The sequence below is a fragment of the Caulobacter sp. GW821-FHT05F04 genome (assembly GCF_059419665.1).
In genome coordinates this window covers 323,465-348,026 of the sequence record NZ_JBWKSF010000006.1, presented here as the reverse complement: position 1 = coordinate 348,026, position 24,562 = coordinate 323,465, and the positions used below count along the sequence as shown (strand labels likewise).

General features: G+C 68.6%; 23 protein-coding genes. 10 read left to right on the top strand and 13 right to left on the bottom strand.

All coding sequences use genetic code 11. The features are described from left to right. Window positions 1-4 precede the first annotated feature (4 nt). A complete protein-coding gene (locus AC07R7_RS17830; protein ID WP_494636095.1) occupies window positions 5-1,702 on the bottom strand; it encodes a relaxase/mobilization nuclease domain-containing protein in 1,698 nt (565 codons plus the stop codon). Window positions 1,703-1,902: 200 nt separating this feature from the next. On the opposite strand from AC07R7_RS17830, the gene AC07R7_RS17825 reads away from it, so the two are divergent. Then, the gene (locus AC07R7_RS17825) at window positions 1,903-2,109 is read left to right on the top strand and encodes a hypothetical protein (RefSeq protein WP_494636094.1); all 207 of its coding nucleotides are present in this window, start codon (window positions 1,903-1,905) and stop codon (window positions 2,107-2,109) included. A gap of 20 nt (window positions 2,110-2,129) precedes the next feature. On the opposite strand, the gene AC07R7_RS17820 is transcribed toward AC07R7_RS17825, so the two are convergent. From AC07R7_RS17820 to AC07R7_RS17795, 6 genes are all read right to left on the bottom strand, one after another. Then, a complete protein-coding gene (locus tag AC07R7_RS17820) occupies window positions 2,130-2,906 on the bottom strand; it encodes a lytic transglycosylase domain-containing protein (protein WP_494636093.1) in 777 nt (258 codons plus the stop codon). A gap of 1 nt (window position 2,907) precedes the next feature. Continuing rightward, entirely contained in the window at window positions 2,908-3,420 is a 513-nt protein-coding gene (locus AC07R7_RS17815; RefSeq protein WP_494636092.1) for a S26 family signal peptidase, read from the bottom strand. Further along, window positions 3,417-3,893 carry a DUF2840 domain-containing protein gene (locus AC07R7_RS17810; protein ID WP_494636091.1) on the bottom strand — a complete coding sequence of 159 codons (477 nt, stop codon included), beginning with the start codon at window positions 3,891-3,893 and terminating at the stop codon, window positions 3,417-3,419. The genes AC07R7_RS17815 and AC07R7_RS17810 overlap by 4 nt, the downstream gene beginning before the upstream one ends. Next, the gene (locus tag AC07R7_RS17805; RefSeq protein ID WP_494636090.1) at window positions 3,890-4,177 is read right to left on the bottom strand and encodes a helix-turn-helix transcriptional regulator; all 288 of its coding nucleotides are present in this window, start codon (window positions 4,175-4,177) and stop codon (window positions 3,890-3,892) included. Before AC07R7_RS17805 ends, AC07R7_RS17810 begins: the two co-directional genes overlap by 4 nt. Window positions 4,178-4,300: 123 nt before the next feature. Further along, window positions 4,301-5,056, bottom strand: a complete 756-nt coding sequence (locus AC07R7_RS17800) for a DUF2285 domain-containing protein (RefSeq protein ID WP_494636089.1) — start codon at window positions 5,054-5,056, stop codon at window positions 4,301-4,303. A 169-nt stretch (window positions 5,057-5,225) separates the two neighbouring features. Next, window positions 5,226-5,570: a helix-turn-helix domain-containing protein gene (locus tag AC07R7_RS17795; protein ID WP_494636088.1), complete on the bottom strand. Its 345-nt coding sequence runs from the start codon at window positions 5,568-5,570 to the stop codon at window positions 5,226-5,228. 155 nt (window positions 5,571-5,725) lie between these two features. On the opposite strand from AC07R7_RS17795, the gene AC07R7_RS17790 reads away from it, so the two are divergent. The 4 genes from AC07R7_RS17790 (at window position 5,726) to AC07R7_RS17775 (ending at window position 12,862) form a co-directional block, all read left to right on the top strand. Continuing rightward, window positions 5,726-6,232: an RNA polymerase sigma factor gene (locus AC07R7_RS17790; protein WP_494636087.1), complete on the top strand. Its 507-nt coding sequence runs from the start codon at window positions 5,726-5,728 to the stop codon at window positions 6,230-6,232. A 6-nt stretch (window positions 6,233-6,238) separates the two neighbouring features. Next, window positions 6,239-7,225: a FecR family protein gene (locus AC07R7_RS17785; protein WP_494636086.1), complete on the top strand. Its 987-nt coding sequence runs from the start codon at window positions 6,239-6,241 to the stop codon at window positions 7,223-7,225. A gap of 166 nt (window positions 7,226-7,391) precedes the next feature. Then, entirely contained in the window at window positions 7,392-10,403 is a 3,012-nt protein-coding gene (locus AC07R7_RS17780) for a TonB-dependent receptor (protein ID WP_494636116.1), read from the top strand. 38 nt (window positions 10,404-10,441) lie between these two features. After that, complete coding sequence (locus AC07R7_RS17775; RefSeq protein WP_494636085.1) at window positions 10,442-12,862, top strand: alpha/beta hydrolase family protein; 2,421 nt, start codon at window positions 10,442-10,444, stop codon at window positions 12,860-12,862. Here AC07R7_RS17775 and AC07R7_RS17770 read toward each other — a convergent pair. The 3 genes from AC07R7_RS17770 to AC07R7_RS17760 all read right to left on the bottom strand — a co-directional run bounded on the left by AC07R7_RS17770 (window position 12,775) and on the right by AC07R7_RS17760 (window position 16,313). Then, entirely contained in the window at window positions 12,775-14,595 is a 1,821-nt protein-coding gene (locus AC07R7_RS17770; RefSeq protein ID WP_494636084.1) for an asparagine synthase-related protein, read from the bottom strand. The genes AC07R7_RS17775 and AC07R7_RS17770 overlap by 88 nt on opposite strands. A gap of 1 nt (window position 14,596) precedes the next feature. Next, window positions 14,597-15,241, bottom strand: coding sequence for a lasso peptide biosynthesis B2 protein (locus AC07R7_RS17765; RefSeq protein WP_494636083.1), 645 nt, complete (start codon window positions 15,239-15,241; stop codon window positions 14,597-14,599). 499 nt (window positions 15,242-15,740) lie between these two features. Then, on the bottom strand, window positions 15,741-16,313 hold the full coding sequence (locus AC07R7_RS17760) for a GntR family transcriptional regulator (protein WP_494636082.1): 573 nt from the start codon (window positions 16,311-16,313) through the stop codon (window positions 15,741-15,743). Window positions 16,314-16,632: 319 nt separating this feature from the next. On the opposite strand from AC07R7_RS17760, the gene AC07R7_RS17755 reads away from it, so the two are divergent. Continuing rightward, window positions 16,633-17,136 carry a helix-turn-helix domain-containing protein gene (locus AC07R7_RS17755; protein WP_494636081.1) on the top strand — a complete coding sequence of 168 codons (504 nt, stop codon included), beginning with the start codon at window positions 16,633-16,635 and terminating at the stop codon, window positions 17,134-17,136. On the opposite strand, the gene AC07R7_RS17750 is transcribed toward AC07R7_RS17755, so the two are convergent. After that, on the bottom strand, window positions 17,133-17,468 hold the full coding sequence (locus tag AC07R7_RS17750; protein WP_494636080.1) for a DUF736 domain-containing protein: 336 nt from the start codon (window positions 17,466-17,468) through the stop codon (window positions 17,133-17,135). The genes AC07R7_RS17755 and AC07R7_RS17750 overlap by 4 nt on opposite strands. Window positions 17,469-17,814: 346 nt before the next feature. Between AC07R7_RS17750 and AC07R7_RS17745 the strand changes: the two genes are divergently transcribed. After that, a complete protein-coding gene (locus tag AC07R7_RS17745; RefSeq protein ID WP_494636079.1) occupies window positions 17,815-18,183 on the top strand; it encodes a hypothetical protein in 369 nt (122 codons plus the stop codon). Window positions 18,184-18,191: 8 nt separating this feature from the next. After that, window positions 18,192-19,538: a hypothetical protein gene (locus AC07R7_RS17740; protein WP_494636078.1), complete on the top strand. Its 1,347-nt coding sequence runs from the start codon at window positions 18,192-18,194 to the stop codon at window positions 19,536-19,538. 58 nt (window positions 19,539-19,596) lie between these two features. Here AC07R7_RS17740 and AC07R7_RS17735 read toward each other — a convergent pair whose 3' ends face one another. Then, the gene (locus tag AC07R7_RS17735; protein ID WP_494636077.1) at window positions 19,597-19,911 is read right to left on the bottom strand and encodes a DUF736 domain-containing protein; all 315 of its coding nucleotides are present in this window, start codon (window positions 19,909-19,911) and stop codon (window positions 19,597-19,599) included. Window positions 19,912-20,602: 691 nt separating this feature from the next. Between AC07R7_RS17735 and AC07R7_RS17730 the strand changes: the two genes are divergently transcribed. After that, a complete protein-coding gene (locus AC07R7_RS17730; protein ID WP_494636076.1) occupies window positions 20,603-21,022 on the top strand; it encodes a thermonuclease family protein in 420 nt (139 codons plus the stop codon). A 101-nt stretch (window positions 21,023-21,123) separates the two neighbouring features. Next, a complete protein-coding gene (locus AC07R7_RS17725) occupies window positions 21,124-21,894 on the top strand; it encodes an SOS response-associated peptidase family protein (protein ID WP_494636075.1) in 771 nt (256 codons plus the stop codon). Between the two features lie 110 nt (window positions 21,895-22,004). On the opposite strand, the gene AC07R7_RS17720 is transcribed toward AC07R7_RS17725, so the two are convergent. After that, entirely contained in the window at window positions 22,005-24,248 is a 2,244-nt protein-coding gene (locus AC07R7_RS17720; RefSeq protein ID WP_494636074.1) for a ParB/RepB/Spo0J family partition protein, read from the bottom strand. Between the last annotated feature and the right edge of the window lie 314 nt (window positions 24,249-24,562).

The window sequence follows — 24,562 nt, the reverse complement described above, 5'->3', positions numbered from 1 at the left end:
CCTTTCAAAGTCCCAGCCCCCGCTTTCGGCCCAGCGCCCAATCGATGCCGCCGCCGGCCGTGACCACGCCGCTGACCTGCTGGTCGCGATGCGGCTCCAGCGCCTTGGTCCACGGCACCAGCTGGAAGCCCAGGCCGTCGTCGATCATCGCGAACCGCCCCGAGGCCAAATCCAGCCGTCGGCGGTAGACGCCCGAGACGGCCTGGCCTGGCGCCATGGCCTGCGCCTTGAGGCCGGTTTCGCGCTCTAGGGCGTCGTGGGTGCGCGCCAGCTCCTCGCGCCGCAGCTTTCCCAGCAGATCCGCGACTGGGCGGCCGCTCTCGCTGGCCAACCCCCTCTTGATCAGCTCCTGCCGACGCGCCTCCAGCGCTTCGCGCACCTCTCGCCCGAATGCCCCGCCGACGGGCGCCAGCTCGGACGACACCAGCCGTCGGTCCAGCCAGGTCGCGCCACGGGCCGTGACCTGGGCTTTCAGGCTGAGGTCGGAGCGGTGGACAAGATCGACGCGGGCCGTATCGTCGTCGCGACCGGCGCCGCGCACTTCGACCAAGCCCCCCAGCCGCGTGTCCCCGGTCCGCTCCAGGTCCGCGAACTGGAAGTGGTGAAGACGCCCATCCAGTCCATCGACGACGACGTAGGCTCGACCGCTCAGCTCGTCATGGAGGCCGCGATCAATCAGGCGCCCGACGACGGGGTGGTCCGGCGCGCCGGGGTGCAGGACATATTGGGCTGGGTCGCGGACCTCGCCCTTCATGGCCGCGTGCATGGTCTTGATGATGTCGCCGCGCAGGGCCAGCGCGCGCAGCTGGGGCTCCAGGTCAGGCGCCAGTCGCCAGATCCCGTCTTGGTCGTGCGCCAGACCTAGGCGCTGTAGATGCGCGACGCGACCCACGAGCCTCGCCGGCGCGGCGCCGTCAGGCCCAGGTCGCAGGTCAACGACCCCATCGTGGTCGCGCAGGTCGCGTAGCTGTCGATCCAGACTGGTCCAGCGCTCGGCCGTGACCTCACGATCGAGAGCCGTTGCGATCTCGGCCTCGCTGCGAGGACCCAGCTCAAGGGTCACCAGGCGCTCGGCGGCTTCGCGCAGGCCCTTGGTCAGGTAGTCGCTGTCGATGATCAGGTCCGCGCCGTCCTCGCCTCGCCCACGGACCAGCACATGAACGTGCGGGTTGTCGGTATTCCAGTGGTCGACCGCGACCCAGTCCAGGCGCGTACCCAGGTCGCGCTCGGCCTGGGCCATCAGGTTGCGGGTAAAGGCCTGCAAGTCCTCTAGGCGCTCGGCGTCCTGAGGCGAGACAATGAAGCGGAAGTGATGTCGATCATCCTCGCATCGCTCGGCGAAGGCGCCGGTGTCGGCGACCCCGTCTCGATCGAACATCTCGGCGGGCCGCCCGTCTCGGGTCACGCCCTCGCGCTGCAGGTAGCGCATGTGCCGAGCCAGTGGCGCGGCGCGGAAGCGCTCGCCCTTGTGTCGAACGATCCTCGTCTTGACCACGACCCGCCGGCTGAACGCGCGGGTCGAACGCCGCACGCCGCCGCGCCCGATGCGACGCGGTCCGCTCCGGCCGCCGCCCAACGCGCCCTGCCCGTTTCGCCGCGCGGCCCCCAGGACCTCGCCGACAAAGCCGCGCCCCAGAGCCGCTGAGGCGCCGCGGTCGCCGATCCGACCTAGCCGGACGAAAAACTCGTCCTCGCCGCTCATGGTCGGACCCAAACGCGAGAGGTCCCGGATAAGGCGCTGAGCCTATTCGGAAAGTCTCGAAAACCGGGACCAAGCCCTAAAACCAGGTCCCGGAAATTCTCCTTCCCCACCAACACCTTGCCGGCCGAAGGTCCCGGCCCTTTAATCTTGCCATCCACCTCGCCCCCAAAACCGACCCCAAAGTCAGGATCCCAAAGCCGATGAAGCTTCCGGATAACGAGGGCGACGCGATGTTGCTGGTCGAAGCCCTGGCGGCGTTGCGTGAGCTGACGACCCACGCCCAGGACGCCTTCGACCAGGCTGTCGCCGATGAGGGCGGCGTCGACACCTGGCAGAGCGACGCCTTCGCCGCCTCGATCAAACGGGCCGAGGCCGTGATCGCCTGGGCGCAGACGGCGAGCGCCTGATCGACCTGGAAGCGACGACGTCATCGTCCGTCACCGGGCGGCACTTCGGCTCCGGCCGGCGCCACGAAGAGCGGCGCGGAACGCCAATCGTGGATCGGCTGCGCCGGCCTATCGGACGAGGTCGCGAGGCGGCGAAGGATGCGGGCCACGTAGTCGACCGTCTCGACCGGCAGCGCGCGCCCCGTGGCCAGATGATCCGCGTATCGCTGAGGACCTGCATTATAGGCCGCCAGACCGCCATCGGCGCCGAACCGGTCCTGCAGCCGACGCAGGTAGAAGGCGCCGGCCAGTATGTTGTCGCGCACGTCGAACGGATCGGACCCGAGCGCGAGCTGGTCGCGGATTTCGCGCCAAGTCGCGGGCATCAGCTGCATAAGGCCGATCGCACCCTTGGCAGAGACTGCGCGTGGATCGCCCCCGCTCTCGGCCGCGATCACCGCCAGCAGCCGCGCCCGAGGAACATCAAACCGCCCGACCGCCTCATCGACCGCCGCCTCGAAGTCCCCCTGCCGCTCCACAACGACGGCGGCGATGGCGCGGTCACCGGTCCAGGCCGGGGCCATGCACAGCAACCCCAAGACCAGCACGGACGCGCACTTCGCGCGCGACGTTCTTGCCGGCGTCCCGGTGATCGACAGCTTGCGCCCGTGCTCGCCGCCGTCGAGGGAAGCGCGCCTGGCGCGCCGACCTGACGGTCGCCCTCGACCGCGGCTGCGCGCGGTCGCCGACGCGGTCTTGGCCGGGACGAGGAAAGGCCAGGCAAACCGACCGAACAAGGAAAGGATCTGGCGCGCCATGTCAGGACGTCCAGGTCCACAACACCCGCACGGGGCCGACGATGTCCGTCTGCCGCAGCGGCCCGAAGTAGCGGCCGTCCAGGCTCGCCGGCGCGGCCGCGTTCAGCAGGAAGACTTCGCCGGGCCGCAGCGTCCGACACCCCGACCACGGCGCTAGCGACCGTCCCCAGTGGTCCCGTCGTCGCGCCGAGGCCATGACCTTGCCGCCGACCAGGATCCGGCCGTCGACTGCGCAAACCGACGTTCCCGCCGTCGCCACCAGCACCTTCATCAGGGGGATGTTGCGCGGGAGATAGCCGCGCCGGGCCATCCATTCCGCGAGCACGGGCGGCGGCCGGACCACGACCAGATCGCCGACGACGGGCGCGCGCGTCTCCAGCCAGTAAAAGCCGATCGGCGCGCTGGCCGTGGTGTTGAACACCAAGCGCTTGTCGATCTGCAGCACGGTGGGCGCGGCGAGCGCCACGGCGCCAGCGCAGCCAAGACCCAAGACGAGGGCGCGATGCCGGCTCATCGGCCGAGCCTCCGCCGCAGCATCCAGGCGCGATGCCGGGCCCGATCGTAGGGACGTGGCGGCAAGCCGACGGCCAGGCGGGCGCCGACATGCCGCCAGTGGTCCGGCGCGACCTCTTCCAGTCGAAACCCGCCGCGCTCAATCGCATCGATCGCGTCGAGCACTGCCCGCACCCGTGACCACCCGGAGATGCGCAGCAGGATCTCCGCGCCCGGTGCGACGTAAGGATGGGTGGTGAAGGCCTGACCGGGGCCCACGGCGCGCAGCACGGTGATGCGGGACTCGATCGTCCCGTATTCACCGGCTCGCCAGCGGACCAGGGCGAAGATCGCGCCGGACTTGAAGCCGACCAGGCGGCTGCGCCGGTCGACGATGCGTTCTTCGGCGGGCGTTCCAAAGCGGATCCACCGCTCGATCTGGCCCTCCAGCCAGAAGAGGTCGACCCAGGTCGACGCCGGGGTGGCCACGCTCATGGCTCGTCATCCCGGGGACGGAAAGCCGGCGAGATCGCCGCGCTTCGCTTGGCGGGCGGGATGACATCAGCGTCGGTGTCGCTGGTCGAGCGGCGCTCGCCGCGCTGGGCCCAGGCCTGCAAATCCCCCAGCGTATAGACAACGCGGCCGCCGATCTTGCGATAGACCGGCCCGGTTCCATACGAGCGATGCTTCTCAAGCGTGCGGTCCGAAAGGCCCAGAAAGCGCGCGGCCTCTGGTGTTCGAAGATGTCTGGGGGGCAGCGCGCGATCGTCGGTCGCCATGATCGTGTCCTCGGCGACGCCGGGGTACGGATGGCGTCGTTCGGACACGCTGGCGGGCGGGCGGCGCCCTCAGGGATGACGCAGATGGGGGGCGCCGATTTCGACACCCCCTCCGGATAGGGATCACAGGCCCTTGCGGAGCAGGTCCAGGTAGCCGCCGTTCATCAGCGCCCTCCCCGCTCGGACCAGGCGGATGGTGACGCCGCGCAGGGAGGCGGTGCGCCAGGCCTCGGCGTCGAGCCGATCGGGGCCGAACAGCTCGTCGGCGATGGACCTGTAGCTGCGTCCCTGCAGCGCGCCGTCCAGAGCAACCAGGCTGCGGGCCAGCCGGCCGCGCTGAGCGCTGTTCAGGCGCGAACCCGGCGATGGACGACCGCCGCTCAAGCGCTCCAACGCTTCGACAGCGCGCACCCGGACACCCATGTCGCCGTCATAGGCCAGCAGCACGGCCAGGGGTTCGTCGGCCCTCGCATCCCTGGGCAAGAGCAATTGAAGGTGCGCGTGAAGGCGGACATGGAGCCCATCATCGGCACGTCGGTAGACTCCAGCAGGCCATCGTCGTGGCCTGGCGCGAGCGGCCGATCCGCCGGTCACGGTCATCGGAACGACGATCCCCGGCGCCACGTCGCCGCGCCAGAAGACCTCGGCCTCGTCGGCCGGGAGATTGGGATCGGCGGCGAACCGCAGACCCCAGCGCGGATCGATTGTCTCGGCGTCGACATGGCGGGCACTGCGCCAGTCGTCCTGATAGTACGGGTTGCGGCGCAGGAACTCCCAGGCGAAGGCCGGCACGCTCAGATCAATCAGCCGCCGCCACCCGCCAACGACGCCTCCGCCGGGCGGCCGTCCAGCCGCCAAGGGAGCGCCGAGCGTGGCCATGACGGCATGGCGCCAGAACCCAGGTTGATACTCACAGCGTAGCCATTGAAGAATGGCCAGGCTTCAGCACAGTCGGCAGAGTTTATGGGAGAGTCGCGCGGCCGATGTGCTCAACATGCGCAAATGCTGCGTACGATAGCTAGGATGGCTGCACGCTAAGCCGCAGTGGCTAAGCGCTCTTCTTCTTTTCCAGGGCGACGCTGATCAAGCGCTCAATCCACTCAAGATCTTCGGATTGATGACCCGCGAGCAGCTCAACAATTCGAACCATAGGATCGCTTCGGCCACCTTTGGCCGAATGAGAACCGACGCCGAAGAGGTCACGCGCATCGATGCTCAGCGCTTCAGCAATCCGCTCGATCGTCGCGAAGCTAGGCGCGGATTTCCCGCGCTCAATCCGGCTGATGGTTTCCAGCGCATTGCCGGTCTTTTCACCAAGCTCGCCTTGGGTCAGGCCAGCCTTTTCGCGGTGGTACTTCACCATCGCCCCGACTTGCCGCCGCAACGTCGACATGAAACGCGCTCAACCCTCGACCAACTAGGCTGAACAATGTCGAGCAGCGCAGAACGGCCACAGAGGACGCTAAATGTCCAATTACGGATAAATTCGACTTTCCATGTCTAATGGTTTGCGAGATTCTGTGGGGCAATCTCCGGTTGGATCACCCCGTGGACGGATCTTCGCCTATCACCGCCGGCTCGTCGGAATTGACCGCCGCGCTCGACACCCTCTTCCGCCGTTACGACGCGTGGCTGCGCAGGCGGCTGCACAAGCGCTACGGCCCGGCGATCGCCGACGACGTCGCGCAGGAAACCTACTTGCGCGCGGCGCCGTATCAGGCCGAGCAGAAGATCCGCAGCCCCAAGGCGCTTCTGGCGCAGATCGCCGACAACCTGGCGCGCGATCAGCTGCGCCGGGCCCGCCGAGAGGTGAACCAGGGGACCGGTGAGGCCGCGATCGAACGCACCGTGCTCGACCCGCCGCAGGAGTGCGCGGTCACCTTAAAGGAGATCGTCCTTTCGCTCCCGCCCCAGTTGCGCGATGTTTTCGTCCTGAACCACCTTGAGGGTCTGACCTATCAGGAGATATCGCGGTTGCTGGGCATTCCGGTCACCACGGTTCATCATCGGATGCGCAAGGCCCTGGAGAAAACTTCGTCGGCGATGCGGGACTAGGCGACCATGATCGCAGAACGGCAGGAAGACCGCCGTGCCGAGCACGAGGCGGCCGACTGGTATGCGCGGCTCAACAAGACGCCGATCGAAACCGAGGAGCTTGAGGCGTTCTATGTCTGGCGCCGAGAGCCGCGGAACGACGCGGCCTACAAGCGCATGGAAGACATCGGCCGCGCCGTCCGAGACCTACGTGGCGACCCGGACATGGCCAAGGCCGCGCAAGCCGCGCTCGATCGCGGCGCCGACAAGCGGAGGCGCGAGAGACGTCGACGCGTCGTAGGCTTCTGGTCCCTCGGCGCGGCGACGGCGCTGGCATGCCTGGCCGGCGTGGTCGTGTTGCTGAAGACGCCCAAGACCTTCGGCACCGATGTCGGCCAGATGACCGTCGTGCGGCTCGATGACGGTTCGCGGCTGAGCCTGAACACCGACAGCCGCGTGCGCGTACGCTTCACCAAGGGCGAGCGCCGTGTCGAGCTGGTCCATGGCCAGGCCTTCTTCGAAGTGGCTCATGACACGTCCAGGCCGTTCCTGGTCTCGGCCGGCTCGGCCGAGGTGCGCGCGGTGGGCACGGAGTTCGACGTGCGCGTCGACGGTCCGGATGCAGTGCGCGTGGTGCTGGCCCATGGCCGCGTGGCCGTGCGCGACGACGCCGCCAAGTGGACCTTGGAGCCTGGACAGGGCCTCGCCCTGGGCGCGGACCCCAGGAAAGCGCGGCCGACCAGCGTGGACGTCGGCGCGGCGACCAGCTGGCGGGAAGGCCGCCTGATCTTCGAGGACGTGCCGCTGGTCGACGCGATCGCCGAGATCAACCGGTACAGCCATACAAAGCTCATCCTCGGCCCCGGCGCGCCCGCGACCCAACGCGTTACCGGCCGCTTCGAGACCGGCGACGTCGCCGACTTCGTGAAGGCCGTAAACCTGGCTTATGGCCTCCAGGCGTCGCCGGCCATCAGCGGGCGGATAATTATCGCCCCGTCCTCGACGCCGCATTGACCTCAAAAAATTGTCGCCAGCCAACTACCAAGCCACGCGCCCTCGGTCGTCTCCCCCCAAACGACCGGCGGCACGAGCGCGTCAACAGGTGACGACGCCCGCCGGATTTGGGGGGAGTCGTATGCGACAGTTGGGTGCGAGTTTGTTGCTTGGGTCGGCTTTGTCGGTGCTCGTCGTAACGGCGGCGTCAGCACAGGCGGCGGCGCCGCCAGTTCAGGAAGTGGTCGTATCGGTCGATACGCCCGCTGGCGCGCTCAGCCGCGCGCTCATCACCCTGGCCGACCAGGCGAAGGTCAAGATCTTCTTCCCCGCCGAGCTGGTCGCGGGTCGGACCGTGCCAGCCTTGAAGGGCCGCTTCACGACGCGGCAAGCGTTGGACAAGCTGCTGCGCGGCGCCGATCTCACCGTCCAGTCGGCGGGTCCAGGCGTGCTCGTGCTGCAACGCGCCGCCCATGACGCACCTGTGACGCCGACCTCGGCGGTTCGACCGCAGAGTCAGGCCGGCCAGGAGACCGCGCCCGCACCGCTGACGTCGCAGCGGGCGGTCGCCGAGACCGAGACGACCCAGGTGTCGGAGATCGTCGTCGGCAGCCACATCCGGGGCGTCAAGGATGGTCCCTCTCCGGTCGTCGTCCTCAGCCGCGATGAACTCGACCGGGCCGGCTACGCGACCGTGGCCGACGCGTTGAACGCCCAGCCGCAGGCCTTCGGCGGCGCCACCAGCGACGACACCGGCAGCACGGGCGCGGACCCAACCACCACGAACGGCAGCAAGGCCACCGGCATCAACCTGCGCGGCCTGGGCGCGGACGCCACGCTGGTGCTGATCAACGGCCGACGCATGGCCGGTGCTGGCCTGATGGGCGACTTCGCCGACGTCTCGGCCATCCCGATGGCGGCGGTGGCGCGGATCGAAGTCCTGCTGGACGGCGCCTCGGCGCTGTACGGCTCCGACGCCGTCGGCGGCGTGGTCAATGTCGTGCTGCGCGACCGCTTCGAAGGCGCGGAGACGCGGCTGCGTATCGGCGGGTCGACGCGCGGCGACCTGGGTCAGCGCCAGATCGCCCAGACCTATGGCCACGACTGGAGCACCGGTTCGTTGCTGCTGTCGGCCGAATACCAGCGTCGCGACATGCTGGCCGGCTCGCGCCGAAGCTTCACGGCCAACGCCGACCTGCGCGCGTTGGGCGGAACGGACCATCGCACCTACTACGGCGGCACCATCCTCACGATCGACCCGGTCAGCTTCTCGCTCGTGCCGACCTACGCCATTCCAGCCGGTCAGGCCGGCGTGGCGCTGAAGCCGTCGGACTTCGTGGCCGGCACCCAGAACATGCTCAACTACCGCCAGCCGATGACGCTGTTGCCGACCCAGGAACGGGGCAGCCTCTACATCGCGCTGAACCAGGAGATCGGCTCTCGCATCACCCTGACGGCTGACGCCCGCTATAGCGACCGGCGCTACACCGCCTTCGGCGTCGGCTCGCAGACCGCCCTGACAGTGACGCGCGCCAATCCCTACTTCGTGACGCCGACGGGCGCGAACTCGCACTACATCGCCTATTCGTTCGCCAACGAGGCCGGCGGCCTGAAGTCGACGGGCGACGTCCAGAGCCGGGGCCTGTCGATCGGCGCCAAGATCGACCTGCCAGCGCAGTGGCGGCTCGACACCTATGCGCTGCACGCCGAAGAGCTGGCGCTCACCCGGTCGACCAATGAACTCAACACCGCGTACCTGAATGAGGCCTTGGGCAACACAGCCGACAATCCGGCCACGGCCTACAAGGCCAGCGTCGATGGTTACTTCAATCCCTTCATCGGCGCGGGGCGCAACACCCAGTCCGTCCTCGACTTCATCATGTCCGGCTTTGAAGAGCGCCGCACGGTCGGACGGCTGGAAACCGCCAGCGCGACGGCCGATGGCCCGCTCTGGCAGTTGCCGGCCGGCGCCGTGCGGCTGGCGCTCGGCGCCCAGCTGCGAACCGAGACCCTGAAGACGATCGGCATCAACGTGACCAACGGTGTGGCTCCGCTGACCGGTTTCTCGCGCTACGGGGACCGCACGGTCAGCGCCCTTTTCGCCGAGGCGCGAGTTCCGCTGTTCGGCGAGAGCTTCCATCGTCCGGGCCTGGAGCGCCTGGACCTCTCCGCCGCCGTGCGTCGCGAACACTACGAGGGCGGTGAAACCAGTACGGTGCCGAAGCTGGGCCTGGTCTGGGGTCCCACGCGCGCGCTGAACATCAAGGCGACCTACGGAAAGTCGTTCCGTGCGCCGTCGCTGGGCGAACTGACCGATCCGCAACGCGTCACGCCGGTCAACGTCGCGGCCGGCAATGGGACGACCCTGCTCACCCTGCTGAAGTACGGCGGCAATCCCGACCTGCTGCCCGAGCGGGCGACCTCGTGGACCAGCGGGATCGAGTACGCCTCGCCCGATCATCCCGAGCTGCGCCTGTCGGCCACCTATTTCGACACCAACTTCAAGCAACGGATCGGCCAGCCGGCGATCGCCAATCTCTCCACCGTCCTGACCGCGCCGGACCTGTCGCCGTTCCGCCAATACATCGACCCGATCAACAATCCGGCCGATCTGGCGCTGATCAAGAGCCTGCTGACCTTGGGCAGCGTTTCGGTCCAGGGGCTCTATCCAGCCGCGGCCTATCGGGCCATCGCCGACGCGCGGTACGTCAATACCGGCGCGTTCCGCGTGCGCGGCGTGGACTTCAACGGTACCTGGGGCACAACGGCCTTCGGCAATCCGTTGACCGTGACTGGGAGCGTCTCGTGGCTCCTCTCCTACCAGCGCAAGACCACGCAAGCCGCGCAGGCCGTCGAGCTGGCCGGCACGGCCGAATACCCCGCCGACCTTCGCGGCCGGCTGGGCGCCACCTGGACGCACGGGGCGTGGGCCGCGACCGGGGCGGCCAACTATGTCAGCCGCCTCACCACCACCACGGGGGACCATGTCTCGGCGCAGACCACGTTCGACGCAACGCTGCAATGGACGCTTCCGGCCAAGGCTGGTGCGCTGAAGGGCGTGGTCGCGGCGGTGACCGTGCAGAACCTCTTCGACAAGGATCCGCCGTTCTACGACTCCCCCGTCGGCGTCGGCTACGACCCGGCCAACTATGAGCCGAACGGGCGCGTCGTGGCCCTGCAACTGACCAAGGCCTGGTAGGCCTCCCCACCCGTCTCCCCCTTCCAGGACACCTCACCATGCGAAACTTCGCAGGGATCGCGGCCGCCTGCGCGCTCGTCGCCAGCGTGGCCCAGGCCCATCCCTACACTGTCGAGCATCTGCTCTCCGTCGAAAGCCTTGGTCGCGTGGCGTTCTCGCCCGACGGCCGCTGGCTCGTCGTCGAGCGGATCGGCGGTTGGAAGACGGCGCCGGTCTTCGAGAACGACCTCTACAACAGCGCCATGACCAGCCGTCTTCTGGTCATGGACCTGAAGGGCGCCGAAGGGCTTCGGCCGCTGCTGGAACCGGATCCTGCGGGGGGAGACACCTTCGGCCCGTTCTCGCCCTCCAGCGAGCGGGTGATCGTCTATCGCTGGAAAGATCGGCGGCGCGAACTGGGCGTCGTTACCCTGGCGACGGGCGCGGTGGCGTGGTCGGGCGTCAGTGTCGAGCCCGACTACTTCAACGCCAACGCCCGCTGGCGCGGCGAGGAGGAGGTGATCGCCATCGCGCGTGATCCGGCGTCCTCGCCGTCTCTCAGCTACGGTTGGAACGCCCAGGTCAAGCTCAACGAGGCCTGGGCGGCCGCCCGGCGGGGCGCGTTCTCGGGCGCGGTGTTCGGCTCCGGCCGCTTCGAAGCGCTCAATCCCCCCTACCCGGCCAACGACCTCGTCGCGTTCTCGCCGACCACCGGCAAGGTGCGCGCCCTGGCGCACGGCCCATTCAATGGCCTGACGATCTCGCCGAACGGCGGGACGGCCGCCGTCATCAGCGAGGAGGAGCGCACGATCCTTCCGCCCGACGAGCCGGCGTCGACGGCCAATCCCAACCGTCGGCGTCGCCTGGCGCTGGTCGACCTGGCGACCGGTCGCCAGCAGACGACCTGTCCGGCTTGCGACCTCTATACGCGCCTGCCCTGGCGCTGGTCGCCCGACGGCAAGTCGCTGCTCGCGCTCGCCAGGACGGAGGGCGTGAGCCTGGGCAACTACCGCTACTGGCGGTTCAATGTCGCTGGCGCCGCCGAGCCACTCGCCAAGACGCTGCGTCCTGGTCAGATCACGTCCATGGGCGGCCTCGAAACCCAGCCCCTGGGCGACGTCGCCTGGCTGGGAGGCGATCCCCTGGTCCTGGCCCGCGATGGCGCTGGGCCACGCCTGGACTGGTGGCGGATCACCGCTCGGGGCCCGATTAACCTGACGGCCACGGGGCCGGCGCCACGCGGCCGCGCCCTGGCCAAGGACGACACTGGCGTGTTGTTCGGCACAGCCGACGGCCTGTTCCGGCTCAATGGCCACGGGACAACCCTGGCGGCCGGCGCGGGCGCCAAGCTCAGCATCAATCTCCCGCTCAAGGGAGAAGCGCCCGACGCGGTCCTGGCCTCGTTCTCGTCGAGCGGACGCATCGTGTCCGTCAGCGGTGATGATGGTCTTGGCGCCACGATCGAGGACGGCACGGACGCTCTGGCCATTGACCCGCGCGGCGGCTGGGCGGTCGTGGCCCGCCGCCACGACAACGGCGTCACCGATCTCAGCCTACGCGGTCCGCGTGGCTCCGATCGCCCGTTGCTGACCCTCAATCCGTGGCTGGCGCAGGTGGCGACACGCCCACCGATCCCCATCCATCACACCGGGCTGCGGGGCGAGACCCTGACCAGCTGGCTCTACCTGCCACCCGATCACAAGCCGAGCGACCATCGCCGGCTGATCGTCTCGCCCTATCCCGGTGACGTCTACTCCGCACCGCCCTCAGACCGCCGCCCGGACTCCACACGGCTTGACACCTCGACGCCGGTGCTGGTCGGGGCCGGTTACGCGGTGCTCGTGCCCAGCCTGCCGATGCCGATGGACCAAGAGCCCGCGCCGGGCCTGGCTCAGGCGATCCTGGCCGCGGTGGACGCGGCCGGCGCGCAGCAGCCTGGTCTGGCGGCGGACCGGCCCGCCATCTGGAACAGCAGTTTCGGGGGCTGGGCCGGGCTGATGGCCGCCACCCAATCCAAGCGCTTTTCAGCGATCGTCGCCGCCGCGCCGCTCACCGATTTCGTGGCGATCCATGGTGAGCAGAACCTGGCCGCCATCGCCGATCCCGCCGTGTCGTTCTCGGCTCCAGCATCCCAGGCCTATACCGAAACCGGGCAAGCCCGCATCAATGGGCTGCCCTGGACCGCGCTGGACCGATACATCCGCAACAGCCCCCGCTACCAGACCGACAAGATCACCGCGCCCGTGCTGATCCTCTACGGCGATCTGGACTTCAATCCGATCCAGGCCATGGCGGTGTTCACCAGCCTGCGCCGCCAGGGCAAGGACGCCGAGCTGGTGATCTATCGCGGCGAAAGCCACATCATCCTGGGCCCGGACAATGTGCGGGACGTCTACAGGCGGGCCTTCTCTTTTCTGGCGACGGCGATGGGCTCAGCGCCCGAGGCCTCGCGCGCTGCGGAAATCCTGCCCTCCCAGTGACGCAGCCAGGTCTCAACGGTGGCGGCCGCCAGGATATCGACCGTGGAGTCTTGCCAGATCATCGCGTCGGGCGACAGGGCGGCATCGACGGCGGCGCGGTCCAGCAGCCCTTCGGCCACGAGCCGGCCGCCCAGGAGCAACGGCCGGAAGAAGTCGATACTGGCGGCCAGCTTGCGCCCGAGGAAGACGCTGATGTCGCCCTTCGAACGCCGCTCGACGATGTTGGCCGGCAGGCGATCGGCGAAAACGGATCTCGCCAAGCTGCGGTCCATTTCGCCCGAACAGAGGATGGGAGCCGGGATGGACAGACAGAGTTCGATGACCGGCTGGCTGAGCAGAGGATGGGCCAAACGCGCGACCTCGGCGCGGCGGGTAGCGCCCATCAAGATCAGACCCATGACCAGGCCGTGGACCTGCGCCTGCTTGGCCGGCGGCACGCCGCGCAGATCGGCGATCCACGGGTGTACAGCCGGGTTCGGCTTGACCGCGACCAGTCGCGGCCGCTCGACCGCATCGCGGGTCCAGCGGCTGGCCCGCGTGGTGATCGCTTCCCAGGCCAGGCTCCAGATGGAGCGTCTGACCCGCCGGGCGACGTCTGCCAGGGCGGCGATGCGAGAGCCCGCGCACGGCCGTCCCGCCAGAAGCTCGCGCGCCAAGGCCGCGGCGCCCACCTGCAGGAAGACGACGTCGCCGCCATGACCCGTGAAGAGCACGTCGGCCTCGGCGTCCTTGAGCGCCGTGCATAGACCGTCATCATAGCCGGGGTCGGCGGCATTGAAGTTTGGGCGCAACGACTGGGAGCTGACCTCGAAGGCCGACGCGTCCAGCGGCGTCACCTTCCGTGAGACGGTGCTGAGGGGCACGGCCAGGCGGTCAGCGGCGGCCTGGGCGTAGGCCCGCTCATCCGCCTCCGGCTGGGCGCGGTAGAAGTTTACCGCCCGGCTGGCCGGACGGCCCACCGCCGCCAGGGTCCCGGCGACGATCGCCGAGTCCAGTCCGCCGGATATCTCGCAGAGGATCCGCTCCGCCCCGGAGGCGTGGGCGGCGACACAGGCGTCGACGCAGGCCCGCAAGGTCGCCGGATCAGGTCCGCGCCGGCGCCCCGCGGCGCGGACCAGGCTGGCAGGGTCCCACAGGACGGTCTCTTCGGTCCCGCCCCGCCCCCAGCGGCAAGTTCCCGGCTCGACCGAGCGGACACCGACCAGGGGCGTCAGGCCCGCGCCGCGCGCGGGCGAGGCCAGGACATCGCTGAGCCTGCGCCAGTCTATGGCCAGCTCTGGCGGCTCGGTTCCGAAAGGCATCTCCGAGCCGATGAAGGTGATGTCCTCGCGCCTCCAGAGGAACGCCTCCATGGCGCCGGACGGGTCGCGCAGCACCGTCGGCGATTTGGATCGATCGCGCGCCATCACCGCCACATAGCTTCCCCAGGCCCCCTCGATCAGGCCAGCGCACACGTCCTGGGGGTCGCCGTCGATCAGTCCGGCCAGCCCCGGCGCGGCGACCTCGCCGCGATCGGTGGCCGCGCGATCGAAGATCCGGCCGACGATCACGCCGCCTACGCCGGCTGCGCCGGTCAGGGGCGTGATCGTCGGCGGCGCGCCGCCTCTGACCAGGACCGCCAGGCAGAAGGCGCGGAGCTGAAGGATCCAGCCGTCCTCGACCAGCTCGTCCAAGATGCGCTCGGCCGCCTGGCTGGGCTGACCCGGCGCGTGGACGACAACCAGCCAGGCCATGTCAGCGCACCATGATCGGGTGGTAGGCGATCAGGCGTTCGGCCTCGTCGTCGAGGGCGACGTCGCCGGCCTGAAGCCAGCAGTGGGCTCGGAACGGCCAGGTGCGCACCCCGAACACCCAGTCCACGCGATGGCCAAGCGCTTGAAGGTAGCCGAGCAGAAATCCACTGCGGAAGAGGCACGCGCCGTCGATCGGCAACCACGGCGCCACGCGCCGGAAGACGGCGATGTCGTCGAGCAGGCCCGCGCTGGGCGAAGGGGCGATCGGGCCGACCGGAGGCAACAGCGCCTGGAAGGCCCTTGGCCGCGCCGCGCCCCACCAGCCGGCGGCCAGGGCGCGAAGGTGCCGGCGGGACGGTGCGCCACCCAGGCCTTCGACCAGCGCGCGGGCGGTGCGCCGCGGCGCCAGAGGCGGCGCTCGCCGATCATCAGCCGGCGTGAAGATCTGGGCGTCGGATCGCACCAGGCCCGCCGCGCACAGCCCCTCGACCAATGCCTCTTCCGTCGTCTCGATCTGGGCGCCGGCCAGGTTCATGACCGCGCCGATCGCCGGCAGGCAGAAATAGGCGTTGGCGGCGACGTCGAGAAAGACGGCGTCGTCATCGATCATGACGCCATGGACGTCGGCGGCGAGAGCAAGGCGCATGCTTGGGCTCACGAGGCGTATGCGCCGCCGGCCGAGCCGGCGGCGCAAGGGCTCAGATGGGGTCGTAATGGAAGATCATGTTCTCCTCGAGCAGCAGCGTTCCGCCACCCGAGCACGTCTTGCTGGAGGCCTGACCCAGGCGGATCAGGGTGAAGGTCTTGGGCATGATGAGATCCCTTCAGCGTTCGCCGCATCGTTGCGGCGGTCTCCATGGGACGGGCGGGATCTCGTATATTCAAATCTATATTTGACCCGCCGGAACCCACGGATAAGCGGCCGCCGCGCCAACGCGGCGGCCGCCGTCGTCAGCTCAGCCCTGGCCGTCGTAGCGGGTGGGCGAGCTGTCTTCCGGAACGATCGGCAGACCGCCGGCTTGGGTCAGAACCTTGGCGTCGCCGAGGCGCAGCAGTTGGATGGACATGGTCGTCTCCTTGAGGGTTCACCGCGGATCGCGGCGTCACCATGGGGCGTCGTTTTCTGAGTATATTCAAAGCTATATTCAAACTTCCGGAAGCAGCGCCGTTGCCAGGATTTCTCGAGCACGAGCGATGCGCCGGCTATAGTGGCCACGGATAGCGCGGGCGGCCTCGGCAGCGCCGGCCCGCAGGCCTTCAGCGATCCGCGCTCCGGCCAGGTCGTCGCCGCCGCAGATCCTCATCTCGGCGACCTTGAACGGCGCCAAGGCGCCCTGGGCGCGATCGAAGGCCTCGCCCAACACCGGACCGCCGGCCGTCACCAGGCGCTGCAGCAAGGACGCGGCGCCCTCACCATCACGCGTCGTCACCGAGGCCACCCGCGCGACCCCGGTCAGGGCCAAAACCCGGCAAAGATCGTAAAGTTCGGCCAGGCGCGCGGCGTCGTAGGTGGTGCCGGCGTAACCCGTGGCCGTGCGCTCGACGAGCCCCTCCCCGTTCAGCCGGGCCAGCACCTCGCGCACGGGCGTATGGCTGACGTCCAACTGCTTGGCCAGCGCGTTGATCGCCAGGGGACGGCCCTGCAGCGGCCCGGCCGCTTCCAGGCGCTGGCGCAGGGCGTCGAGAGTTCGGTCAAAGGGATCGCGGTCGCGGCCCACGCATGGCTCCTTGGCGAGCGGCGGAGTCTGAAAGGCCGGCCAGACCGCCGTCGAGCCTTCGACGCGGCCGGGCCCGCGCACCGCGCTTGAGTGGAACCTGAACTGTGTTTCGCGCGGCGTTTGGCGCTCATCATTCCGATTGACCGCGCAACACCCCCGCAAACGCCGCGCAAACCCCGCGATGATGGTTATCGCCAGGGCCACCAGCACGCGCATGGCGCGTCCCAGGAAAATCTAATCGTCTTAAGGCGGATTATAGTGTTGACGAGATTTGCAAGGCTAATGTGATCTAAGGTTGTCCGTTTGCGTGGAGCGTCGCATGTCTGGCTCGCCGACGGCGCCGCTGGCGCGCCAGGCCCAGGTTCTGTCCCAGACGCTCAAGCTGGTGCGTAACGAGCGGCGCTTGAAAGCCCGCGAGGTCGCCGACGGCATGGGCATCGCCCTGCGGACTTATCAGGATTTCGAGGCCGGGCGAGGCGACCTTGACCTCAACAAGATCCGCCTGTTCGCCAAGGCCACGCGCTCGGATCCGGTCGGCATCCTGCTGGCGGTGTTCTTCGCCATGCCGGAGATCGCCCTGCTGACCTTGGACAGCAAGTTGCCAATGACGTTCTGGATCACGCTGTGCGAACTTCGCGACGCGGTGGGCGAGCAGCTCAATATCGTACCGCCCGCCCTGCTCCTTGGCGGCATGCGTCGCATTACCGATGACATCAAGGACTGGTTGAACCGCCATGCGGCCAGTGCCGAAAGCTATCTCGACAAGGCCTGGGCGGATATCTATGCCGGCCCAGACAATGAGCCTGAGCCCGAACCCGACTAGGCGGGTGGCGGACTGGGTGTGGGCGCGGGCGGCGGGTCGCTCCGGCGAATCCAGACCAGCGGAAACGTACCGTCCTCGGCGGCCATCAGCCGCGCATTGATCGGCTCGGCCCAGGTCGGATCGTCGAGCTTGAGGCTGAGCAGCGCGCCAGAGACGTCGCTGAGTTTCCAGCCGACCCCGACCTCGTCGTCGCCGACCATCGCCAGGTAGTCCGGCGCCTTGCTGGAGAACTTGTCGGCCGGGACCAGCCGCAGGTCGACGGCGAGCGCCAGGGTGGCCAGCCGGCCGCTGAATCCGTCGCCCTCGCGACGGAAGTATCCGATCGTGCTCATGTTCGATGCTCTCACCCGCCAGGGGGGACGATGAGGCGGCGACCAGCGTGGCGTGGGGGGAGAACGCCAGGGGTCGGCCGCCGCCTCGGCCCGCCGCCGGCATGGCCCGGCGACGAGCTGCGGGAGTGCGAAGACGGCTCAGGCGGGGGTGGGAGCGTCTTGCATGTCATCCGCGAAAACCGTTGTCCGGCAAGCGTTTGCACGGCTCAAGCCGTCCAGGCCGCGCGTCGTACAAAGACAGGCTCTGTCGTAGAATCGGCGAATCCGTGAAGCTCGACCGCGCGGTGGGATCGACTCCTGCCGGGCAATATGTTCTCATATTGTTCTCATTTTGAAGGGCGAGCCAATGGACAGGGACGTTGAGATCGACGGCGTGGCGTTCATGAGCCTATGGCACCACGACGGGAAGATGGTGCGCGGCGCTGGGCTCTTCGCGCTCGCTCGCCGAGATGCCGACGGCGGCCATACGATCCTGCACAGCATTGAACTGGCCCAGGACATCAGCCGCGTGGCCACCGTGTCCCATCCACGTTGGGACTACGCCGTCAGCCAGGGCATGAACGAGATCCTGGTCCACCTGGCCGGCTCACAGCAGACGCCCGGCGAAACGGCCGCCGGCGTCGAGTGCCCGCCGATCCGCTGGGCCCTGCATCCGGACGACGCGGCAGAGGTCGAGCGCGAGATCGAGGATGCCCTGATCGCTCAGGTCGGCTGAAGAGCGGCATGCCCGACGACGTACTCCCTCCCCGCTTCAATCGCGCCGGGGGGCTCAACAGCTCCGAGCGGATCCTGGCGGAGCTGGCGGACCAGTCGTTCCTCAGCCTGTGGACCTATCCCAACCTCTACATGAAGCAGAACAGCGAGCTGACGGACCTGCTCGTTGTCTTCGGCGACCATGTGCTGATCTTCTCGGACAAGGCGGTGGCCTATCCCAAGAGCGACAAGCCCGACCTCGACTGGACGCGGTTCTATCGCCGGGCCGTCAGCGACTCGGCCAAGCAGATCAATCGGGCCGAGGGCTGGTTGAACCGCTTCCCCGACCAGATTTACCTCGACGCCCGCTGCCAGGAGCGCCTGCCGCTCGACCTGCCTCCGGCCTCTCGCCGCAAGGTCCACCGCATCTGTGTGACCCCGACGGCCGCCGAAGCGGCGTGGACCCGCGCCGGTCTGCCGGGTCTTCGGATTCGCCCATCCGTCGTTGGTGACGCCGAGGCGTTCACGATCGGCCAGGTCGCCGGATGCAAGGGCTGGGTCCACATCCTGGATGAGGTCAGCCTTCGAGACATCCTGCATGAACTATCAACGACGCCGGACTTCATTGCCTATCTCGACGCAAAGGAGCAGCTGATGTCGGACGGCGGCCTTGCCGAGGCGGCCACCGAAAGCGACCTGTTGGCCGCCTATGTGCTCAATGAGCGCAGCTTCCCGACTGAAGGCCGTCCGCTGACGGTGGCGTCCGGGGCTTGGGAAGGCCTGCAGGCTCATCCTCAGTACCAGGCAGGCCGCGCGCGCGACGAGATCGGCGGCGTCTGGGACTTCCTGATCGAGAAGGTCACCCAGTTGCACATCGACCGACAGCTGGTAGACGGCAACGACGTCAACACCTCGCAGTTTGAGCCGATGATGCGACTGATGGCCTCCGAGAGCCGGTTCAGCCGCCGGGTCCTGGCCAAGGCCATCATGGAACGCGCCGGCGATGCGATCGGCGGCAAGGTCAGCCGACTGCTTGCCTCACCAGGCCAGGCCGGCGTCTACTATGTCCTGATGATCGCCGACCACGATCCACGCCTCAGCTATGCGGCCTATCGCGAGCAGCGTCAGTACGAACTGGCCGGCCGCATCCAAGCCCTGCATGCAGCGCGCGCGGATTGCGAGATTGCGCTGGGCATCGCCATTGACGCCCCCAATGCCAGCGGCGCGGGGTCCGAGGACTTCATGTATGCCGACATGCGCGACTGGGACGCCGAGGACATGGCCCTGTCCAAGGCCGTCCAGGCCGAGTTCAACTACTTCAATTCGGAGAACACGCAGTTCAGCCAGCTAGTCGAGGACGAGTTCCCCGGTCTCTAGGCGGCCCCACGCTCGAACGGGCTATGGCCGCCCCGCCGATGGGCGGGGCGGCCGGCCGTCAGTCGTTGCGCGGCTGGGGGCGCGACCAGACCAGGGTGTGGACGCCTTCGATCTGGACCAGGGCGGCGTTGACCGCGTCGGCGAAGCCGATGTCGTCCAGCTTCAGCGAGATGTACTCGTTCTCGTCCTTGCTGATCTTCTTCCAGCCGGCGCCGAACTCGACCCCGCCAGCGAACACCCGATAGTCGGGGCCGCGTTCACCGGACTTCTCAACCGGGCGGATGGTCACGGACTTGACGTTGAGGCTCAGGGTGCGGATCGCGCCGCTGAACGAGCCGTTCGCATTGGCCGTGAAGGTGCCGAGGGTAGCCATTTTGGTCTCTCCGATCTTTCCGGGCCGCGCCGATCGCGGCCTCGATGGCGATCGTCCGGCTGGACCGAAGTCGTCCCCGCAGGGCGCCGCGCGCGGCGCTCCCGAAGCCTGGCGGAGGATCAAAGGCGGCAAGTTTCTTGTCTCGCGAGGAAGGGCGGCTCGCCGCCCGGGGAAGAAAGGCGCCGCTGTCGGTTGCGGAAGACGACCGGATCCAGCCAGATCAAGCCCTTGAGAGGCCGTGTCCGGCGTGGCCTGGAAGATCCTGCAGAGACCAGGATGGCGCCCGAAGGCGCTGAAGCGGTCATGCGGACGATTTGTTCGGCGGCGCGATCCGCGCCCAGCCTCGGCGTCAAGGCCGGCCATTCGCCTGGTCGGGAAGTCCGGTGAACGCGGCCCCGACGTCAGGGTGTTCGCCGGCCGGGTCAAGTTCGGGGCCGCTGGAAGAAGATCAGCAAGGTCGCGAACGCGGCCGTCTCATAAGCTGGACGGCGTCGGCGCCGACGCGGTCAACGCCGCCCTGGTTCAGATCGACGGTGTCCACACCCTGGTCTGGTCGCGCCCCCAGCCGCGCAACGACTGACCGACCGGTCGCTCTTTCCATCGGCGGAGCGGCCATCGCTCGTTCGAACGCGGGCCTTCAGGCACGACAGCACGGCCTTTCGACCAGGGCGACGCAGGCTATACCCGCGCCATGACCGCCTCTGCCCTTCTCGCCGCCAGCGTCATCGCTTGCACCGCGCCGACCGTCCACGATGGCGACACCCTTCGGTGCGGGGCCGATCGCATCCGCTTGTTCGGGGTCGATGCGCCGGAGGTGCGACGCGGCAAGACCGCGGCCGAGCCCCTGGCCTATGAGGCGCGCGACCTCTTGCAGAGCCTGACGCGCGGTCGCGTCGGCTGCCGGGTGGTCGCCGAGGATCGCTATGGCCGACACGTCGCGCGCTGCTGGTCGAGCGCCACGCCCGACATCAACGCGGCGATGATCCGCTCGGGCCTGGCCACCGAATGGCGCGCCTACAGCAAGGGCGCCTACGCCAAGGCCGAGGCCGAAGCGCGGGCGGCGGGTCGCGGGGCTTGGGCGCCGGGCGCCCAGCCGCGACGGGCGCGGTAGCGCCCCCTCCCATTGCGTAGGGCGCTCGACGTCCTGGTCTTGCGTCACCCCGCCAATGACATAGCGTTGCGATGTCAGACGGATGGGAGGACGCCCCGCCGATGTGTAACATTTACGAACTGAAGTTCGACCTGTTCGGTTGGGCCAAGGCGCACGAAGACCTGACGCGCCGCAATCTGACCCTGCCCGGCGGCGTGCCGTTCTCGGCGGCCAATATCGACCTGAACTATCCGCATTATCTCTACCCGAACTACCGGGCGCCGACGGTGCGCCTGGGACCGAACGGAGAGCACGAGGTTCACTTCGCGCGCTGGGGCATGCCCTCGTCGCGCGAGCGCATGAACGAGCTGGTCGATAAACGGATCGCCCGCCTCGAACAGCAGGGCAAGCCTTACGATTTCGATGCGCTGTTGAAGGTCGAGCCCGATCCCGGCGTGACCAATCTGCGCGACCTGAACAATCCGCACTGGGGGCGCTGGCAGGCGGTCGAGAACCGCTGCCTGGTGCCGATGACGGCGTTCAGCGAGCCCGACCAGGACTTGACCAAGTCCAAGATGCCGATCTGGTTCGCCCAGAACGACCACCCGTCGCTGGCCTACTTCGCGGGCGTGTGGACGCCACACGGCTGCGTCAAAACGATCAAGGCCGGCTGGGAGGAGATGGAGGTCTACGGCTTCGTGACCACCAAGCCCAACGCCGTGGTCGCGCCGTATCACAAGAAGGCGATGCCGGTGTTCCTGCGCACGGCCGCCGACATAGAGACCTGGCTGACAGCACCGTGGAAGGACGCGCGTGCGCTCCAGGTCCCGTTACCCGACGAAGACCTGCAGGTGATCGACACCCCGCCCAAGCCCGTCCCCGAAGCGGCCTAAACGGGCGGCGCGCGCGCCTGCTGCAACGAAAAGCGGCCGATCCCAAAGGATCGGCCGCGCCAAGACATGAAACGATCAGGCGGGCGGCCCGGAGGCCGCCCGCCCTCAGACTATTCGGCCGCCGTCAGCATGGCCGCCACGTCGGCCTCGTCCTGGTCGGTCAGTTCGACCGGCTCGGACACCGCCTCGCTCAGAGCCGTGAGCGGCGGTTGGTCATCGGACTGCGCCTCGCCCAGAGCCGTGAGCAACACCTCGTCCTCGGACTCGGCCTCGCCAAGAGCCGCTTGCCCGACCCCGTCCTGGGCCGGGTCGGACAGGTCGCCCTCTCCGATCTGGTCGAGCGCACCCGACGCTTCGACAGCGCCCGACGGCTGATCGACGCCGACGGCCAGCGGGTTGCGCAGCAGCGGCGGCAACCACCGGGCGGCGACCAGCATCGGCTCGGCGATTTCGATCATCTGCTCCTTCTTGAGCTTGGCCATGCGCTCGGCGTCCTCGGGCTTGGAGGCCTGCGCCACCGCGCCCAGGATGTGGGCCTTGGTCACCGCATCGAGATAGCGGCGCCGGGTCGGGCTCCACCAGTCGCGCATGTCCAGGTCCAGGGCCGCCGCCAGCTGGTCGGCATGCAGCCAGACGCCGGGCCGGTTCTCCCAGTTATGCACCGCGTCCACCGTCTGGCTGAGGCAGTGGGCCAGCAGCGACAGGCGGCTGTCGCCGTCCATTTCCAGGATGAAGGCCCAGAACCGGGTCGGGTCCACGGGCATCTGCCGCGCCCAGGTCGCGTGGCGCTCGGCGTTGGCCAACCCGGCCCGGCTGTCCTCGATGCCGTCGCCGTCGTTGGACAGGGTGCGCGACCCCATCCGCACGTCCAGGCACGACGGGATCGGAGACCCCCGGCCAAACACCCGAAGGGCCAGGACGTGGACCAGCGCCACCAAGGCCATATCGGGGTTCTCGGCCAGGGCGCAGCGCAGGGCCGCGCTCCGGTGGGCGGTGAGATCGCCCTGGATGCGTGGCGACAGCGGCGCGCCGACATCGGGCGTGACGACCTCCTCGACCTCCTCCGGCTCGTCGCCATCGGTGTCGTCCTCGTCGGCGTCCTGCCCGACCTGACCGTCCAGGAAGTCGGCGTCGTCGACCGCCTCGTCTTCGACCTCGGGCTCGGGATCAGGCTGAAGCTCGTCCTCGGGGCGCACGTAGCCCCGCTCGATCCGGGCTTGGCCGTTGGCTTGCAGCCAGACGACGATCCCGGCGCGAGCCTTGTCGTCGGGATCGAAGCCGTAGTCTTCACCGAAAGCTTCAAGGGCCGCTTCGATCTCCTCGAAGCGCGCGGCGACTTCGGCAGGCGGCGGGTCGATGTCCGCCCACTGGTCCGTCAGTTCGCTCTCCTCGACGTGCAAGGCGTTGATCGCCTCGATGTCCTCGGGCGAGCGTTGGCGCATCCGCTCCCAGACGCGCGAACAGTCGATGGCGTCGGGAAGGTCCAGATAGGCCGCACTCCACTTCCAGCCCTCAGCGTCGCGCACCTCCCCGGCGATGGCCGCCAGCTTCTCGGCCACCAGCCGGTCCAGCAGGACGACGTCTTCCAGCCAGCCCTCACCGGCCTCGGTGAAGAGGTCACGCAGCACGGGCCCGCCCGCCGCCACATAGGCGTCCAGCCCCAAGAACACGGCCCTGCGCTCCTCGGCGGCGACTTTGGTGTCGGTCATTGCCCGGCGGATGGTGCGCGGCTCGCGCTGCCCGACCGGAAGCTGAGCGAACACCTGCATCTGCCGCTCGGGATCGGGATTGACCGCGAAGGCCACGACCTGCTCCAGGGTCAGGCCGCCCTCGCGGTAGATATCGAGCAGCGCCGGGGCGACGGCGCCCAGGCGCAGGTGACGACGGACCGTCTCAGGGCTGGGACCGAACCGGATGCTGATCTCCTCGGCGCTCCAGCCTTTGCGCTCGGCGAGGTCCTTGAACGCTTCGAACTGGTCAGCGGGGTGCATGGACTCGCGGCTGATGTTCTCGTCCAAGGAGACCTCGGACGGGTCGTTGACCGTATCGACCACGCAGCGCACCGGCACGGTCCGGGCCAGAACCTTGCGCTTGGCCAGCAGGCGCAGGGCTTGGCGGCGCCCCTCCCCGATGCTGACGAGATAGTAGCCCGTCTCCTGGCCGCCCTTGGTCTCGGGCTCGACCACGAGCGGTTGCAGCACGCCCTTGGCCTTGATCGAGGCGGCGCGCTCCTCGATTACTTCGGGCGGGTGGCCCACGCGCCGCACGTTCTTGGGCGAGGCCTTCAGGCGGTTGAGGGGGATGTCTCGCACTTCGCCTTGCTGGGCGACGGCGGCGGTCTGTGAGGTCGTCATTTTAGCCTCCTGGGCTGACGGGTTCGAGCGCAAAGGGCGCGCTCGAACCCGGCGCCTGTCGGCGAGACCGGGGGGCAAACGGAGGGGCGGCTTCGCGGGGACCCGGCTGCAGGGCGTTCCTGCCGACCTGCCCGATCGCCGCCGCACGCCCGAAGCTGGGCGGAAGCCGATCCGAAGTGCGCTAGGGGCAGAGCCCCAGCACGCCGGCCGGCCAGAAGGCCGGCCGTCAAGGAAGACGCGCTCGCCAGCGAGCGCGCCGATCACGAAGATGGATTAGTGAGTGGCCGGACCGTATCGGCGGCGCGTCTCGTCGA

Bases quoted from the DNA above. Each gene is read 5' to 3' on its own strand.
- AC07R7_RS17820 (WP_494636093.1), bottom strand. From the start codon at position 2,906: ATGGCGCGCCAGATCCTTTCCTTGTTCGGTCGGTTTGCCTGGCCTTTC.
- AC07R7_RS17740 (WP_494636078.1), top strand. From the start codon at position 18,192: ATGCCCGACGACGTACTCCCTCCCCGCTTCAATCGCGCCGGGGGGCTC.
- AC07R7_RS17730 (WP_494636076.1), top strand. From the start codon at position 20,603: ATGACCGCCTCTGCCCTTCTCGCCGCCAGCGTCATCGCTTGCACCGCG.
- AC07R7_RS17815 (WP_494636092.1), bottom strand. From the start codon at position 3,420: ATGAGCCGGCATCGCGCCCTCGTCTTGGGTCTTGGCTGCGCTGGCGCC.
- AC07R7_RS17830 (WP_494636095.1), bottom strand. From the start codon at position 1,702: ATGAGCGGCGAGGACGAGTTTTTCGTCCGGCTAGGTCGGATCGGCGAC.
- AC07R7_RS17810 (WP_494636091.1), bottom strand. From the start codon at position 3,893: ATGAGCGTGGCCACCCCGGCGTCGACCTGGGTCGACCTCTTCTGGCTG.
- AC07R7_RS17770 (WP_494636084.1), bottom strand. From the start codon at position 14,595: ATGGCCTGGCTGGTTGTCGTCCACGCGCCGGGTCAGCCCAGCCAGGCG.
- AC07R7_RS17765 (WP_494636083.1), bottom strand. From the start codon at position 15,241: ATGCGCCTTGCTCTCGCCGCCGACGTCCATGGCGTCATGATCGATGAC.
- AC07R7_RS17750 (WP_494636080.1), bottom strand. From the start codon at position 17,468: ATGAGCACGATCGGATACTTCCGTCGCGAGGGCGACGGATTCAGCGGC.
- AC07R7_RS17735 (WP_494636077.1), bottom strand. From the start codon at position 19,911: ATGGCTACCCTCGGCACCTTCACGGCCAATGCGAACGGCTCGTTCAGC.
- AC07R7_RS17775 (WP_494636085.1), top strand. From the start codon at position 10,442: ATGCGAAACTTCGCAGGGATCGCGGCCGCCTGCGCGCTCGTCGCCAGC.
- AC07R7_RS17805 (WP_494636090.1), bottom strand. From the start codon at position 4,177: ATGGCGACCGACGATCGCGCGCTGCCCCCCAGACATCTTCGAACACCA.
- AC07R7_RS17825 (WP_494636094.1), top strand. From the start codon at position 1,903: ATGAAGCTTCCGGATAACGAGGGCGACGCGATGTTGCTGGTCGAAGCC.
- AC07R7_RS17785 (WP_494636086.1), top strand. From the start codon at position 6,239: ATGATCGCAGAACGGCAGGAAGACCGCCGTGCCGAGCACGAGGCGGCC.
- AC07R7_RS17720 (WP_494636074.1), bottom strand. From the start codon at position 24,248: ATGACGACCTCACAGACCGCCGCCGTCGCCCAGCAAGGCGAAGTGCGA.
- AC07R7_RS17795 (WP_494636088.1), bottom strand. From the start codon at position 5,570: ATGTCGACGTTGCGGCGGCAAGTCGGGGCGATGGTGAAGTACCACCGC.
- AC07R7_RS17755 (WP_494636081.1), top strand. From the start codon at position 16,633: ATGTCTGGCTCGCCGACGGCGCCGCTGGCGCGCCAGGCCCAGGTTCTG.
- AC07R7_RS17725 (WP_494636075.1), top strand. From the start codon at position 21,124: ATGTGTAACATTTACGAACTGAAGTTCGACCTGTTCGGTTGGGCCAAG.
- AC07R7_RS17800 (WP_494636089.1), bottom strand. From the start codon at position 5,056: ATGGCCACGCTCGGCGCTCCCTTGGCGGCTGGACGGCCGCCCGGCGGA.
- AC07R7_RS17745 (WP_494636079.1), top strand. From the start codon at position 17,815: ATGGACAGGGACGTTGAGATCGACGGCGTGGCGTTCATGAGCCTATGG.